Annotated in this window: 11 protein-coding genes and 1 pseudogene; 3 read left to right on the forward strand and 9 right to left on the reverse strand. The window is 72.2% G+C overall.

Features of this window, described 5'->3' with window-relative positions; all coding sequences use genetic code 11:
* Positions 1-37: 37 nt before the first annotated feature.
* The gene (locus ACZ5VD_RS06675; protein ID WP_468548491.1) at positions 38-625 is read left to right on the forward strand and encodes a TetR/AcrR family transcriptional regulator; all 588 of its coding nucleotides are present in this window, start codon (positions 38-40) and stop codon (positions 623-625) included.
* Between the two features lie 415 nt (positions 626-1040).
* Here the strand turns inward: ACZ5VD_RS06675 and ACZ5VD_RS06680 are convergent, their stop codons facing one another.
* The 5 genes from ACZ5VD_RS06680 to ACZ5VD_RS06700 all read right to left on the reverse strand — a co-directional run bounded on the left by ACZ5VD_RS06680 (position 1041) and on the right by ACZ5VD_RS06700 (position 6289).
* Positions 1041-1847, reverse strand: a complete 807-nt coding sequence (locus ACZ5VD_RS06680) for a lysophospholipid acyltransferase family protein (protein ID WP_468548490.1) — start codon at positions 1845-1847, stop codon at positions 1041-1043.
* Positions 1844-2617, reverse strand: coding sequence for a GNAT family N-acetyltransferase (locus tag ACZ5VD_RS06685; RefSeq protein ID WP_468681181.1), 774 nt, complete (start codon positions 2615-2617; stop codon positions 1844-1846). Before ACZ5VD_RS06685 ends, ACZ5VD_RS06680 begins: the two co-directional genes overlap by 4 nt.
* Positions 2618-2916: 299 nt before the next feature.
* Positions 2917-3666, reverse strand: a complete 750-nt coding sequence (locus ACZ5VD_RS06690) for a succinate dehydrogenase/fumarate reductase iron-sulfur subunit (protein WP_468548488.1) — start codon at positions 3664-3666, stop codon at positions 2917-2919.
* Complete coding sequence (locus tag ACZ5VD_RS06695; RefSeq protein ID WP_468681183.1) at positions 3663-5615, reverse strand: fumarate reductase/succinate dehydrogenase flavoprotein subunit; 1953 nt, start codon at positions 5613-5615, stop codon at positions 3663-3665. The genes ACZ5VD_RS06690 and ACZ5VD_RS06695 overlap by 4 nt, the downstream gene beginning before the upstream one ends.
* Before the next feature lie 2 nt (positions 5616-5617).
* Positions 5618-6289: a succinate dehydrogenase gene (locus ACZ5VD_RS06700; RefSeq protein ID WP_468548770.1), complete on the reverse strand. Its 672-nt coding sequence runs from the start codon at positions 6287-6289 to the stop codon at positions 5618-5620.
* Positions 6290-6408: 119 nt separating this feature from the next.
* On the opposite strand from ACZ5VD_RS06700, the gene ACZ5VD_RS06705 reads away from it, so the two are divergent.
* Positions 6409-7293: a LysR family transcriptional regulator gene (locus ACZ5VD_RS06705; RefSeq protein ID WP_468548486.1), complete on the forward strand. Its 885-nt coding sequence runs from the start codon at positions 6409-6411 to the stop codon at positions 7291-7293.
* A 12-nt stretch (positions 7294-7305) separates the two neighbouring features.
* Here the strand turns inward: ACZ5VD_RS06705 and ACZ5VD_RS06710 are convergent, their stop codons facing one another.
* Positions 7306-8196, reverse strand: a complete 891-nt coding sequence (locus tag ACZ5VD_RS06710; protein WP_468681185.1) for an NAD(P)H-binding protein — start codon at positions 8194-8196, stop codon at positions 7306-7308.
* Positions 8197-8353: 157 nt separating this feature from the next.
* Between ACZ5VD_RS06710 and ACZ5VD_RS06715 the strand changes: the two are divergent.
* Positions 8354-9175: pseudogene (locus ACZ5VD_RS06715) on the forward strand (LysR family transcriptional regulator); the annotation flags it as partial.
* A 213-nt stretch (positions 9176-9388) separates the two neighbouring features.
* Here the strand turns inward: ACZ5VD_RS06715 and ACZ5VD_RS06720 are convergent.
* From ACZ5VD_RS06720 to ACZ5VD_RS06730, 3 genes are all read right to left on the reverse strand, one after another.
* Positions 9389-11533: a putative bifunctional diguanylate cyclase/phosphodiesterase gene (locus tag ACZ5VD_RS06720; RefSeq protein WP_468548484.1), complete on the reverse strand. Its 2145-nt coding sequence runs from the start codon at positions 11531-11533 to the stop codon at positions 9389-9391.
* A complete protein-coding gene (locus ACZ5VD_RS06725) occupies positions 11530-12342 on the reverse strand; it encodes an SAM-dependent methyltransferase (RefSeq protein WP_468548483.1) in 813 nt (270 codons plus the stop codon). Before ACZ5VD_RS06725 ends, ACZ5VD_RS06720 begins: the two co-directional genes overlap by 4 nt.
* Positions 12343-12635: 293 nt before the next feature.
* Positions 12636-13595, reverse strand: coding sequence for an SCO0930 family lipoprotein (locus ACZ5VD_RS06730; RefSeq protein WP_468548482.1), 960 nt, complete (start codon positions 13593-13595; stop codon positions 12636-12638).
* Positions 13596-14074 lie beyond the last annotated feature (479 nt).

Genomic DNA, 14074 nt, shown 5'->3' on the forward strand with positions numbered 1-14074 from the left:
GTCGCGCCCCACTATACAGATCGGTATACTTCTGGTCATGGGCACCCGAAGGATCACCATGACCCCGGGCGCGCGCCGCGCCCTCGCCGCCGCCTCCCGGCTCTTCTACGAGCAGGGCATCCACGCGGTCGGGGTGGACCTGATCGCCGCCGAGGCCGGGGTCACGAAGAAGACGCTCTACGACCGGTTCGGCTCCAAGGAGCAGATCGTCGTGGAGTACCTCGCCGACCGTGACGAGCGCTGGCGGGCGTTCCTCGCGGAGCGGCTGGCGCGGACCGAACCGGGATCCGCCGACCGCGTACTGGCCGTCTTCGACGCCTCCAAGGCCTGGATGACCGAGAGCGGCCCCAAGGGATGCAGCATGGTCAACGCCCACGCCGAGATCAGCGACCCCGCCCACCCGGCCTACGCGATCATCACCGGCCAGAAGGCGTGGATGCTCGCCCTCTTCACCGACCTGGCCCGCGCGTTCGCCCCGGCCGGGGCCGACGCCCTGGCCCGCACGCTGATGCTGCTCCACGAGGGCGCGCTGGTCGCCCACGGCCTGCGTGTCTTCCCCGACCCGATCGGCCACGCGCGCGACCGGGCGGCGCAGACCATCGCCGTGCTGAACGGGGCGTCGTAGGAGGACAGTTCACTCGTACCGACGGTGTCGCCCGTCCGTCTCCCACCGGCACTGACAGCCTCGGGGCGACACCGCCGCCGGTCTCGTCCTCCGTCCGGCCCGGCCGGTCGCTGCCGCTCCGTCCGGGTGTCACCTGCGTCGAGGGACCGGACCGAGGCCGGCACGCGGTCCCGCGGGTCCGGCCGCTGGTGGTGGCCTTCGACTCCGCGCCGTCAACGACTCGTTCACCGTGCCGGAGCGGCATCGCGCGGGGCGTGCCCACTCGTGGTCGCCGCCCGGATCGCGACCCGGAACCGGGACCCGGCTCGTGGCCGGGTCCCGCACCGGTGTCGTCGGCCCGAGGACGTTCGTGGCGGAACACCCGCCGGCCGGACCGGGAACCGGAGGTCCGGTGACCCCGAAGAGCCCGATGCGCTCAACGAGCCGAGGCCACGTGGGCGCCCTCCGGCTCCGGCAGCGCGTCCCGCTGGGCGGCCCGTGCCAGGGTGCGCCGGTCGGGGTGGCTGCCCGGCGGGATGACGGCCCGTACCTCGACCTCGGCCACCAGCCCGCGCGCCGACACCACCCGCCACAGCGAGGCGAGCAGGGTGTCCTCACCGACGAAGGCGGGCGCCGTGCTGGCCGCTCCCCCGGCAGCGCGGTAGTGGACGCGGACGGGCTGGACGGGGACACCGGCGTCCAGCGCGGCCTGGAAGACGGCCCGCCGGAAGTACCCCTGGGCCCGGCCGCACCAGGTGCTCCCCTCGGGGAAGGCGACGATCGCGGAGCCGCCCCGCAACGCCTCGGCGACGCGGGCGACCGTGGCCGGCAGGGCCCGCAGGCGGTCCCGCTCGATGAACAGGGCACCGCGTGCGGCCATCGGCCCGACCACGGGCCACCGCCTGATCTCCGCCTTGGCGAGCATCCTGGCGGGCCGGACGGCGCCGAGGAGCGGGATGTCCAGCCACGAGATGTGGTTGGCGACCAGGAGCAGTCCGCCGGTGGGCGCGGCGGCGCCGGTCACCCGGACCCGTACCCCCGCGACCCGAACGACCGCCCGGCACCACCGGCGTACCACCGCGCCCGGGACCATCCCGCCGAGCGGCGACAGCAGCACCCCGCCGGCCACCAGGACCGTGACCGCGGCCAGCCGCAGCACGGCCAGCGGCGGCGCGACGGCGGACCCCACCGGTTCCACGCACGCCCGCGGGGTGCAGGGTGCGCCGGGCAGCCAGACGCTCATCGGGCGGGGACGAGGGAGAGGAAGTGCCGCAGATAGCGCGGGGCGACCCGGCGCATCGACAGCAGCACGTACAGGTCGGCGACGCCGAAGTCCGGGTCGTGGGCGGGCTCCGCGCAGACCCAGGCGCCGAGGCGGAGGTAGCCGCGCAGCAGCGCGGGGAGTTCGGTGCGCGCCGGGACGCTCACGCCGTCCGGCACCCAGGGCAGCAGCGGCCGTACCCGGTACTCCCGGGGTGCGAGGTTCTTCTCCCGCACCCGGTCCCAGGTGCCCGCCGCGACCCGGCCGCCGTCGGCCAGCGGGATCGAGCAGCAGCCGGCCAGCCACTCGTGGCCGCGGTCCACCATGTAACGGGCCATGCCGGCCCAGATGAGCCCGATGACCGCGCCGTCCCGGTGGTCGGGGTGGACGCAGGAGCGGCCGACCTCGACCAGCCCGGGGCGGATCGGGTCGAGCGGGGAGAGGTCGAACTCGCTCTCCGAGTACAGCCGTCCGGCGATCGCGGCCCGCTCCGGCGGCAGCAGCCGGTACGTCCCGACGACCTGCCCGGTGGTGGTGTCGCGCACGAGCAGGTGGTCGCAGTACGCGTCGAAGGCGTCGACGTCGAGTCCGGGCCGCGGGCTGGACAGGAGGGCGCCCATCTCCCCGGCGAAGACGTCGTGCCGCAGCCGCTGCGCGGCCCGGACGTCGGCCTCGTCGCGGGCCAGGGTGACGGTGTAGCGGGTGGGTGCGGTCGACTGCGGGGGACGGTCGAGCGTGGAAACGCCGGTCATGGCACTCTCCTGGTCACGGGCCGGGACGGCGAGCGGTGCCGCCGTTCCTGTTCTCCCGACCCCGGCTGACCGGCACATGACCAGCGCCGGGAGAGTGGATGTGGGGTTGCTGAATGCCAGGGGCCCACCCCGGAACAGCGAGACGGGGCCGGAAATGAGCACCACTCCCGGCCCCGCCCGTCCGCACCTCTCGGCGAACGCTTCATCTGTCGACCGGCCCCGGGGCGGCGCCCCGAGGGGCGCGGGGCCGTATCGACGTACGGCCCCGCAGCCGCCGCGACACCATCTCCCCTGCGGCGCTACCGCTTCCCGGCCCTCCGAGTGGCCCGCAGCCACTCCTTGTTCATCCCCGTGATGGAGACCAACGGAATCCCCTTGGGACAGGCGGTCGCGCACTCACCCGCGAGCGTGCACCCCCCGAACCCCTCGTCGTCCATCTGCGCCACCATGTCCAGCACCCGCGTCTCGCGCTCCGGCGCCCCCTGCGGCAGCACGTTCAGATGATTGACCTTGGCCGACGTGAACAGCATCGCCGCCCCGTTGGGACAGGCCGCCACACACGCCCCGCACCCGATGCACTCCGCGTGCTCGAACGCGAAGTCCGCGTCCGGCTTGGGCACCGGCGTCGCGTGCGCCTCCGGCGCGGCACCGGTGGGCACGGTGATGTATCCGCCGGCCTGGATGATCCGGTCGAAGGCGGACCGGTCGACGACCAGGTCCTTGACCACCGGGAACGCGGACGCCCGCCACGGCTCGACGTCGATCGTGTCGCCGTCCCGGAAGGACCGCATGTGCAGCTGGCAGGTCGTGGTGCGCTCGGGTCCGTGCGCGTCGCCGTTGATGACGAGCGAGCACGCCCCGCAGATGCCCTCCCGGCAGTCGTGGTCGAAGGCCACCGGATCCTCACCCCGCAGGATGAGCTCCTCGTTGAGGGTGTCCAGCATCTCCAGGAAGGACATGTCGGAGGAGATCCCGTCCACCTCGTAGGTGGACATGGCGCCTTCGGCGTCGGCGTTCTTCTGCCGCCAGACGCGCAGGGTGAGCTTCATGCGTAGCTCCGCTGGGTGGGGTGGACGTACTCGAAGACGAGGTCTTCCTTGTGCAGGACGGGGGCCTCGCCGGTGGCGGTGAACTCCCAGGCGGCCCCGTACCCGAACTCGTCGTCGCGGCGGGCGGCCTCCCCGTCGGGGGTCTGGGACTCCTCCCGGAAGTGGCCGCCGCAGGACTCGGCGCGGTGCAGGGCGTCCAGGCACATCAGCTCGGCGAGTTCCAGGTAGTCGACGACCCGGTTGGCCTTCTCCAGGGACTGGTTGAACTCCTCGCCGACGCCCGGGACCTTGATGCGCCGCCAGAACTCCTCGCGGATCTGCGGGATCCGCTCCAGCGCCTTGCGCAGCCCGCCGTCGGTGCGGGCCATGCCGCAGAACTCCCACATGAGTTCGCCGACCTCGCGGTGGAAGGAGTCGGGGGTACGGTCGCCGTCGACGGCCAGCAGCAGGTGCAGCCGGTCCTCGGTCTCCGCCAACACCTCCTGGACGACGGGGTGTTCGGCGGTGACGGTCTCGTGGTGCGGGTTGCGGGCGAGGTAGTCGTTGATGGTCGCCGGCAGCACGAAGTAGCCGTCGGCGAGGCCCTGCATGAGGGCGGACGCGCCGAGCCGGTTCGCCCCGTGGTCGGAGAAGTTGGCCTCGCCGATCGCGAACAGGCCGGGGACGGTGGTCTGGAGGTCGTAGTCGACCCACAGGCCGCCCATCGTGTAGTGCACGGCCGGGTAGATCCGCATCGGCACCTCGTACGGATCCTCGTCGGTGATCCGCTGGTACATGTCGAAGAGGTTGCCGTACCTGGCCTCGACGGCCTCGCGTCCCATCCGTTGGATGGCGTCGGCGAAGTCGAGGTAGACGCCCTGTCCGCCGGGCCCCACGCCCCTGCCCTCGTCGCAGACGTTCTTCGCGGCTCGGGAGGCGATGTCGCGCGGGACCAGGTTGCCGAAGGAGGGGTAGACGCGCTCCAGGTAGTAGTCGCGCTCGTCCTCGGGGATCGTGTCGGCCGGCCGGTCGTCGCCCTTCGCCCTGGGCACCCAGATCCGGCCGTCGTTGCGCAGCGACTCGCTCATCAGGGTCAGCTTGGACTGGTGGTCGCCGGTGCGCGGGATGCAGGTCGGATGGATCTGTGTGAAGCACGGGTTGGCGAAGTAGGCGCCGCGCCGGTGCGCCCGCCAGATCGCGGTGGCGTTGGAGTTCATGGCGTTCGTCGACAGGTAGAAGACGTTGCCGTAGCCGCCGCTCGCCAGGACGACGGCGTCCGCGAAGTAGGTGTCGACACGACCGGTGATCAGGTCGCGCGCCACGATGCCGCGTGCCTTCCCGTCGATGACGATCAGGTCGAGCATCTCGGTGCGCGGGTGCATCTCGATGTTCCCGGCCGCGATCTGCCGGGACAGCGCCTGGTAGGCGCCGAGGAGCAGTTGCTGGCCCGTCTGGCCCCGGGCGTAGAAGGTCCGCGAGACCTGTACGCCGCCGAAGGAGCGGGTGTCGAGCAGCCCGCCGTACTCGCGGGCGAAGGGCACGCCCTGCGCCACGCACTGGTCGATGATCTCCACGGAGATCTGGGCGAGCCGGTGGACGTTGGACTCCCGGGCGCGGAAGTCGCCGCCCTTGACGGTGTCGTAGAAGAGCCGGTGGATCGAGTCGCCGTCGTTGCGGTAGTTCTTCGCCGCGTTGATGCCGCCCTGGGCCGCGATGGAGTGGGCGCGGCGCGGGGAGTCCTGGTAGCAGAACTGGACGACGTGGTAACCCTGTTCGGCGAGGGTGGCCCCTGCGGAGCCGCCCGCGAGGCCGGTGCCGACGACGATGACGGTGTGCTTGCGCCGGTTGGCGGGATTGACCAGCCTGGCCTCGAAACGGCGCTTGTCCCAGCGCTCGTCGACGGGTCCGGACGGGGCTTTGGAGTCGACGACCGGTTCACCGGTCGCGTAGTCCGCGTATGCAGCAGTCATGTTCAGCTCACCACTCCGGTCATGACGCCCACGGGTACGGCGATGAAGCCGGCCGTGAGCAGCAGCGCGAGGACGTCCGCGGCGGTCTTCAGGGCGCGGCCGCGGGCCCTGCCGCCGACGCCGAGGGTCTGGGCGGCGCTCCAGAAGCCGTGCCGGACGTGCAGGCCGAGGGCGAGCATGGCGACGATGTAGATGACGTTGCCGTACCAGGTGGAGAAGGTGTCCACGACGTTCTGGTACGGGTGGCCCTCCTGGAATCCGCCCGCGTGCACGGTGCCCGTCGTCAGGTCGAGGACGTGCCACACGATGAACAGGCCGAGGATGATCCCGCCCCAGCGCATCGTGCGGGTCGCGTAACTCGCCCGTCGCTTCTTGTGGACGTACCGGGTCGGGCGGGCCCGGAGGTCACGGCGGCTGAGCTGGTAGGCGGAGACGGCGTGCGCGACCACGGCGACCACCAGCACGATCCGGACCAGCCACAGCGTCCACTCGTAGTGCATGAACGGCTCGCCGACGACGCGCAGCCAGTGCGCGTAGTGGTTGAACTCGCCCGCCCCGAAGAAGATCTTCAGGTTGCCGATCATGTGGACGACCAGGTAGAGCAGCATGATCAGGCCGCTGACGGCCATCACCGTCTTCTTGCCGACGGAGGAGTCCCACACGGTGCGCGCCATCGACGGCCGTCGGTCCGTCCGCGTTGCCAGAGCCATGCCACCGACGCTACGGGCGGGCGGTCCGATCGGTCCAAGACATGGTCCGGCTTGATTCCATAGCCTGCGGCTATCGTGGGGGGATGCAGTTCCAGCAGCTCCAGTACTTCGTGGCGGTCGCAGAGACCCGGCACTTCACCCGGGCCGCCGAGCTGGTCCATGTCGCCCAGCCGTCCCTGTCGCAGCAGATCAAGGCGCTGGAACGGGAGTTGGGCGCGGACCTGTTCCTGCGGGCCCGCGGCAACATCACGCTCACCGACGCGGGCGAGGCGCTGCTGCCGCTGGCCCGGCGGATCCTCGCCGACGCGGACACCGCGCGGCACGAGGTGCTGGAACTGGTGCAGCTGCGCGGCGGCCGGATCCGCCTGGGCGCGACCCCGAGTCTGTGCACGGGTCTGCTGCCGGACGTGCTGCGCGCCTTCCACGACCGCTATCCCGGTATCCGCCTGCTCATCGAGGAGGGCGGCTCCCACGATCTCGTACGGCAACTCGCCCGCGGCGCCCTCGACCTGGCGCTCGTCGTCCTCCCGCTGCCCACGCCCTCCCCCGCGCTGACCACGGTGGAACTGCTGCGCGAGGACCTCGTGGTGGTGTCCTCGCCGGACTCCCCCAAGCCGGGCGGCGGCCGGCGCACGGTGGGCGTCGCCGACCTGGAGGGCGAGCGCCTGGTGATGTTCCGGCACGGCTACGACCTGCGCGAGCTGACCGTGGCCGCCTGCCGCGCCGAGGGCTTCGAACCGGACTTCGCGGTAGAGGGCGGGGAGATGGACGCGGTGCTGGGCTTCGTCCGGGCGGGCCTCGGCATGGCAGTCGTCCCGCGCATGGTGGCGGCCCGGTCCGGGCGCGGGCTGCGGGTCACCCCGCTGACGCGGCCCGGTCTGCACCGCACCATCGCCCTCGCGCACCGCAGTGACGTGGCTCCGCCGCGGGCGGCCAGGGAACTCCAGCGGATGCTGCTGGAGCGCTGACCCCAGCGGATCTCAGCCCCGAACGGCCGGTGCGAACACCTCCTCGCACCACTGCCGGAAGCCGGTGGGCGCCACCTCGGGCGTGGTCGGCGCGCCGGCGCCGTACAGCCCCTGCTCGTTCTGGGCGTCCACCATGTCGGCGAAGCCCTGCGCCCAGGCCTCCCCGACCCCGAGGCTCCGCAGCATCACCCGGTAGTCGGCGCTGCTGCTCTGCTCGACGCGCACCGGACGCTCCAGCACCTCGGAGAGGACCCCGGCCATGCCCTCGGGGGTCAGGTCGTCCGGTCCGACCACCGGCACGTCGTCCGATCCGGTCCAGGAGGCGTCGAGCAGCAGGCGGACGGCCTCGGCGGCGAGGTCACGGGTGGCGCAGGTGCGCAGGACGCGGTCCTGGGTGAGCGCGACGCGCAGCACACCGGCGTCGCGGATCGACTCGGCCTGGTGGAACAGGTTCTCCATCAGGAACGGCGCGCACAGGGCCCGGTAGTGCACCCCGGTGGCCGCGACCGCCTCGTCCGCGGCGAGTGAGGCCGAGACCTGCCCGGCGTTCTTCGCCACGCCCCGGCCCAGGGACGAGACGCCGACGACCCGCTGGACATCCCGCTGCCCGATCACCTCGCACAGCGGCTCGGTGAAGGCGCGGAAGTGGCCCTCGACGGTGTCGGCACCGGGCGTCGGCGGCACCAGCCAGAACACCCGGTCGGCATCCGCGCACGCCTCCTTCATGGTGGCGGGATCGGCGTGCGATCCCTGGACGACCTCGGTGCGGTCCCGCACCCGCTCCGGGAGACGGCCGGGGTCGCGGACGATCACCCGGATCCCGCCGGTCTCCCCCTCCGCGTCGAGCAGCCCGTCGAGGACCTGCCGGCCGATCTGCCCGGTCGGGGTGGTGACAACGATCATGAACAACAACTCCCGTGGGAAACGCTTCACTTGACGTCGTCGAGCCTGCGGCCCGGACCGCCCGAACTGAAGGACCGATCCGCTCCCGCTTGTTACCCTCAGAGCAATACCGCTCCGGGCGACACCGGTCGGAGCGCGTCCGATCCGAGGGGCCCGCGTGGACTCCCGTCTGCTGCGCTACTTCGTCGCCGTCGCCGAGGAACTCAACTTCGCCCGTGCCGCCGGGCGGCTGGGCATCTCCCCGCCGCCCCTGTCCCGCGCGATCCGCCGGCTGGAGCGGGACCTCGGCGTCACCCTTTTCGAGCGGACCACCCACAGCGTGACGCTCACCCCGGCCGGCACGGTGCTCCTAGACGAGGCCCGGTTCGCGCTGGAGGCGCTGGAGGCCGCCGGCCGGCTGGCCCGGCGCGCGGCGGCCCCGGATCCGAAGCTGGTCCTGGCCGTCAAGGCCGACGGGGACGGCGGGCTGCTGGAGCCGATTCTGGCACGGTACGCGGCCGGGCCGGCGGCCCTGCCGGTCGCCGTCCGGCTGTGCGGCTGGCGTGAGGCACCGCGGTTGCTGCGCCGCGGCGAGGCCGACGCGGCCCTGGTGCACGAGCCCTTCGACCACACCGGTCTGGACACCGAGACGCTGAGCACCGAAGGGCGCGTCGCGGCCCTCGCCGCCGGTCACCCGCTCGCCCACCGGGACCCGCTGACCCTCGCCGACCTCGGCCTGAGCGTCGCCGACCTGCCCGGGTACCTCGCGGAGATCCGCGACGCGGGCCGCGACCTAGCCCAACTGCTGATGCTCGTCACGATGGGGGACGTGATCCCCCTGCTCCCCGCCTCGGTCGCCGCCCGCTATCCGCGCCCGGGCGTCGTCTACCTGCCGGTCGCGGACGCCCCGCCCGCGGTCCTGACCGTCGCCTGGCCCTCGCGGTCCCGCTCGACGGCCACGGCGGCGCTGGTCCGCGCGGCGACCGCGGTGGGCGACGCGCGTGACGAGAGCGGCGGCTTTCCGCCGCACGACGGCCCTCCCGCGCACGACGGCTCTCCCCTGCACGACGACCGGTCCGGGCACAACGACCGGGCCGGGCGCGAGGACCGGTTCGGGCGCGGCGTGGGGGACGAGCGCGACGACCTCCGTGGGCCACCGGCGTGACACGCGCCGAACCCCCACGCCGAGGTACCTCGGCGCCAGGGTCGGGCCTCAGCCCGTGGCGTCCACCAACGCCAGCTCGTGCAGCCGCTCCGGCGGGCCCGGACGGGCGTAGTACCAGCCCTGGGCGGTGTCGCAGCCGAGTATCCGCAACTGCTCGGCCTGGGCGCCGGTCTCCACGCCCTCCACCGTCACCGCGAGGTTCAGGCTGTGGGCGAGCGAGACGATCCCCTCGACGATCTTGAGGTCGACCGGGTCCGCCGGGAACTGCTGCATGCTCTGCGTGAAGGAGCGGTCCAGCTTGAGGATGCTCACCGGGAGGCGGCGCAGGTTGGCCAGGTTCGAGTAGCCGGTGCCGAAGTCGTCCAGGGCGATGTCGACGCCCATCTCGGCCAGCCGCCGCAGCGGCTTCAGCAGGTCGTCGTCGGCGCCGATCAGCGCCGACTCGGTGACCTCCAGGCAGAGCACGTCCGGGGCGACGCCCATCCGCTCCAGGATGTCCACCGTGTCCTGCACCAGGCCGGGGTGGGTGAGCTGGCACGGCGAGAGGTTGACGTTGATGCGGAGCGGGCCCGCGGCGTCGTGCCGGTCCCGCCACTCGCGGGCCTGGCGCACCGACTGCTCCAGGACCCAGCGGCCCAGCGGGACGATCAGTCCGGTGTGCTCGGCGAGCGGGATGAACCGGTCGGGGCCGAGGACACCGTGCTGCGGGTGCAGCCAGCGCACCAGCGCCTCCGCGCCGCGCACGCTGCCGTCGCCGAGGTGGACCAGCGGCTGGTACTCGATGAAGAACTCGCCGCGGTCCAGGGCCGCCGGCAACGCGGTGGTCAGGCCGTGCCGGGTGATCGCGCGGGCGTCCGCCTCCGGGTCGGCGAGCTCGAAGCGGTTACCGCCCGCCGACTTGGCCCGGTACATGGTGATGTCGGCGCTGCGCAGCACCTCCGCCGGGCTGCGCTCCCCCGCCGGGCCCTCGACGATGCCGATGCTGCCGCGCACGGTCAGCTCGCGGCCGTCGACGCTGATGGGGGCGATCATCGCGTTCATGATGCGCGCGGCCAGCTCGTCGACCTCACGCTCGGTGTCGGGTCCGGTGGTCAGGGCCACGAACTCGTCGCCGCCGAGCCGGGCCACCATCTCGCCGGGCGCGGTCGCGCAGGACTGCAGCCGGTCGGCGACCTCGACGAGCAGCCGGTCGCCGGCCGCGTGCCCGAGGCTGTCGTTGATGGTCTTGAAGCCGTCCAGGTCGAGGTAGCACAGCCCGAACCGCTGTCCCGTCCCGGCGTTCAGCGCCTTCTCCAGACGTTCGAAGAAGAAGGTGCGGTTGGGCAGGCCGGTGAGCGCGTCGTGGGTGGCCTCGTAGCGCAGCCGCAGGTTCAGCAGGCGCCGCTCGGTGGTGTCCTCCATGAGGGCCAGCTGGTACTGCGGGTTGCCGTCGGCGTCGCGCAGCAGGGAGACCGTCAGGTTGGTCCACAGGACCGTTCCGTCGGGGCGGTAGAAGGCCTTCTCCGTGTGGTAGTGCTCGCGCTCGCCGCGGACGAGTTCCTCGTAGAGCTTCCACGTCTGGGGCGCGTCGTCGGCGTGGGTCCACTCCTGGACCCGGCGGCCGCCCATGGCCGGGTCGGTCAGGCCGAACATGCGCAGCAGCGCGCCGTTGACCTGCAGGACGTTGCCCTCAAGGTCGGCCATTCCGATGCCTATGGCGGCGCCCTCGAAGACCGCGCGGAAGCGGGCCTCCGTCGCGTGCAGAGCCTGCGCGACGACGCCCTGCGCCCGCAGCGCGGCCTGCGCGATGGCCTCCTGCTCGGCGAGGGTCCGCTCGCGCAGTGCGTGGGCGTACCCGGCGGCCATGGCGTGCTGGATCCGCGCGGCGCGTGCCCGCAGGTCCTCCTGGACACCGGCCTCGGCGCTCTCGCCGCAGTACAGGACCAGGTAGGCGTCGACGCAGTCGAGGGTGCGGGCCAGCGCGTCCGGGTCGGTGCAGTGCACGTCGACCAGGGCCGCGCCCACCGCCTTGGCCTCGTCCGCGTCGAACACCCGCGCCTTGAGCGCCTCGCTCAACCGTCCCGCCAGCGGCAGCAGTTGTTCCTCGAACTCCTGCCGGGTCGCGGACGTCGAGGTCACCGGGAACACCGCCCGGCTCCAGATCGTCGCGAACCGCCGCAGTCTGTCCTTGGGGCCGTCCGGTTCCGCGCTCACGCCGTCCGCCCCACGCCCGCGAACCCGGAGAACGCATAGGGATCCTCGTCCTCCGGTGCGTTCTCCGGCCGCCAGCTCGGCGGCGGCACCAGTCCGGGCTCCACCATGTCGTACCCCTCGAAGAACCGCGCGATCTCCTCGCGCGAGCGCATGATCAGCGGGTTGCGAATGTCCTTGTACACGTCCACCGCGCCCTCCGCCCGCTCGGCCGGCACCGGGATTCCGTCGTACGAGGCATGCGTCAGGAGCAGCAGGCTGCCGGGCGCGAGCGCCTCGCGCAGTTCGGCCACCGCTCCGTACGGGTCGTCCGCGTCTTCCACGAAGTGCAGTATGGCAACGAGGAGCAGCGCCACTGGCCGGTTCAGGTCGATCAGACCCCGCACTTCGGGGCTCGCGAGGATCTCCTGGGGCTTGCGGAGGTCGGCCGCGACCACGCCCGTGCGGTCGTTGCCCACCAGGACCGCCTCGCTGTGCGCGACCGCCACCGGGTCGTGGTCGACGTACACCACACGGGCGTCGGGCCGGGTCGCCTGGGCCACCTCGTGGACGTTTCCGAAGGTCGGGATGCCCGAGCCGATGTCCAGGAACTGGGTGATGCCCTCGTCCACCGCGAAGCGCACCGCGCGGCGCATGAACGCCCGGTTGGCCTGCATGACCTTGGGCAGACCCGGCATGAACTCCATGGCCCGGCGGGCCGCTTCCCGGTCGACCTCGAAGTTGTGCGAACCGCCCAGGTAGTAGTCGTAGATGCGCGAAACGCTCGGCACCGAGATGTCGATGCTTCGTGGGGCCCAGGCGGGACGCTCCATCTATCTCTCCAAGGCGTAGGCGATCCGGTGTTCGAGCAGAGGCTACTGATCGCCCGCCAATGGAGCGAGCAGAAACGGAAATTGACCATCCGTTCCCGGTCACTGCCTGCGGCACGTGCCGCATTGATGCCCCGCCGCATCCTCCACGAAAAGTGCGCGCGACACTCCGCGGCGTTCCGGCCGAATTCCGCACCGGGCCGCGACTCGCGGGGTTTTGCCGTGAATGACGGCAAACCGGTCCGCCCCCTCCGTGCGGCGCGGAGGGGGCGGACCGGTGGATCGGTGCGCCGGGTCTACTTGGGCGCTCCGACCGGCTTGCCGTCGGGTGCCACGGCGTACCACGTGCCGCCGACGCCCTGACCGTTGGTGTCGCCCGGCTCCTTGTCCTGCGCGAACGTGTAGATGGGCGAGCAGTTGACCGTCATCTGCTTGACGCCGTCGGACCGGGTGAAGCTCATCAGGCCCTTCTTCTGGACGTCCTTGGTGTCGTTCGTCGCCACGGGGGCGACGGCCGGCCACTTCTCCAGGCAGGCTCCGTTGCAGTTGGAGACCGGCTTGGGCCAGGCCTCGTCCTTCATGAAGCGGTAGACCGTCATGCCGTTCTTGTCGACGACGATCTCGCCGAGCTCCGGGTCCTTGCGGGTGGAGAGGCCCGGCAGGTCGGCGATCTTCGCCTTCTTGCCGTCGGGGGCCAGCGCGTACCACTTGCCGCCCACGCCCTGACCTGCGACGTCCCCGGCCTTGGTGTCCTTGGCGTAGCGGTACGCCGGCCAGCCGCCGATGGTCAGCTGCTTGGTGCCGTCGGCGCGGGTCACCTCGCCGAGCAGCGACTCGTCCACACCGGCGCCGGCCTCGGCGTCGTCCGCGGGAACCGGCGGCCAGGCGGTGGCGCAGTCGTCGGCGCAGTTGGACTTCGGCGGTTCGGCCGTGTCCTGGTCGAAGCGGTAGAGGGTGAGTCCGGCGCCGTCGGTGAGCACATTGCCGAGTTCCGCGTTGGTCGAGACGTTCAGCTCGCCCGCGGTGGACGTCTGGGTACCGGTTCCGGCCCCGGCTCCGGTGCTCTGGCTGGCCTCGGCACCCGCACCGGCTCCGGCGCTGATGCCGCCCACCGTGTAGTCACCCGCCGCGGCCGTCGCACCGACGTTCTGGCTGCCCGAGGACTGCGCGCCGCCTTCCTGGCCGCAGGCCGTCGTCAGCGCCAGCACAGCCGCAGCGCTCGCCACGAGTGAGGCGCTCCGCCAGGAGGTCTTCATCGTCAACTCCCCATACGTTCAAAGGTGTTGCAACGCCCTGCTGCGCCGCCGCACGACCATGAATACGCATGGGGGTCACGGTCGTGTTCAACCAGCTCACATATTTCTTTCCGAAACCTGCGTCACGGAGGTTCCCCCTTTCGGGCCAATCCCCTCGTCACCGGGCGTGCCGCGGCCCGGGAGGCCTCAGGATCTCCGTCGTGCATCGACCCGAACCGACCCAATCCACCCCTGCCATACGAGTGTTCGCCGTGCTGACACTGACGTGGATGTTCGTGGGCGGGCCGGCCGACGCGGCCGTGGCCGACGCCTGCGCGTACGCCTCGACGGGCCCGGGCGGAACACAGGCGGTGGCGGTCGCGGGCAGCCTCACCTGGCCGACTCCCCCGCTCTGCCCACCGCCCCCTCCCCCGCCGTGCCCGACGCCCACACCCACGCCGACTCCCCCACCTGCGCCGACCCCGACACCGACACCGACA

The organism is Streptomyces sp. NPDC032822 (assembly GCF_055578825.1).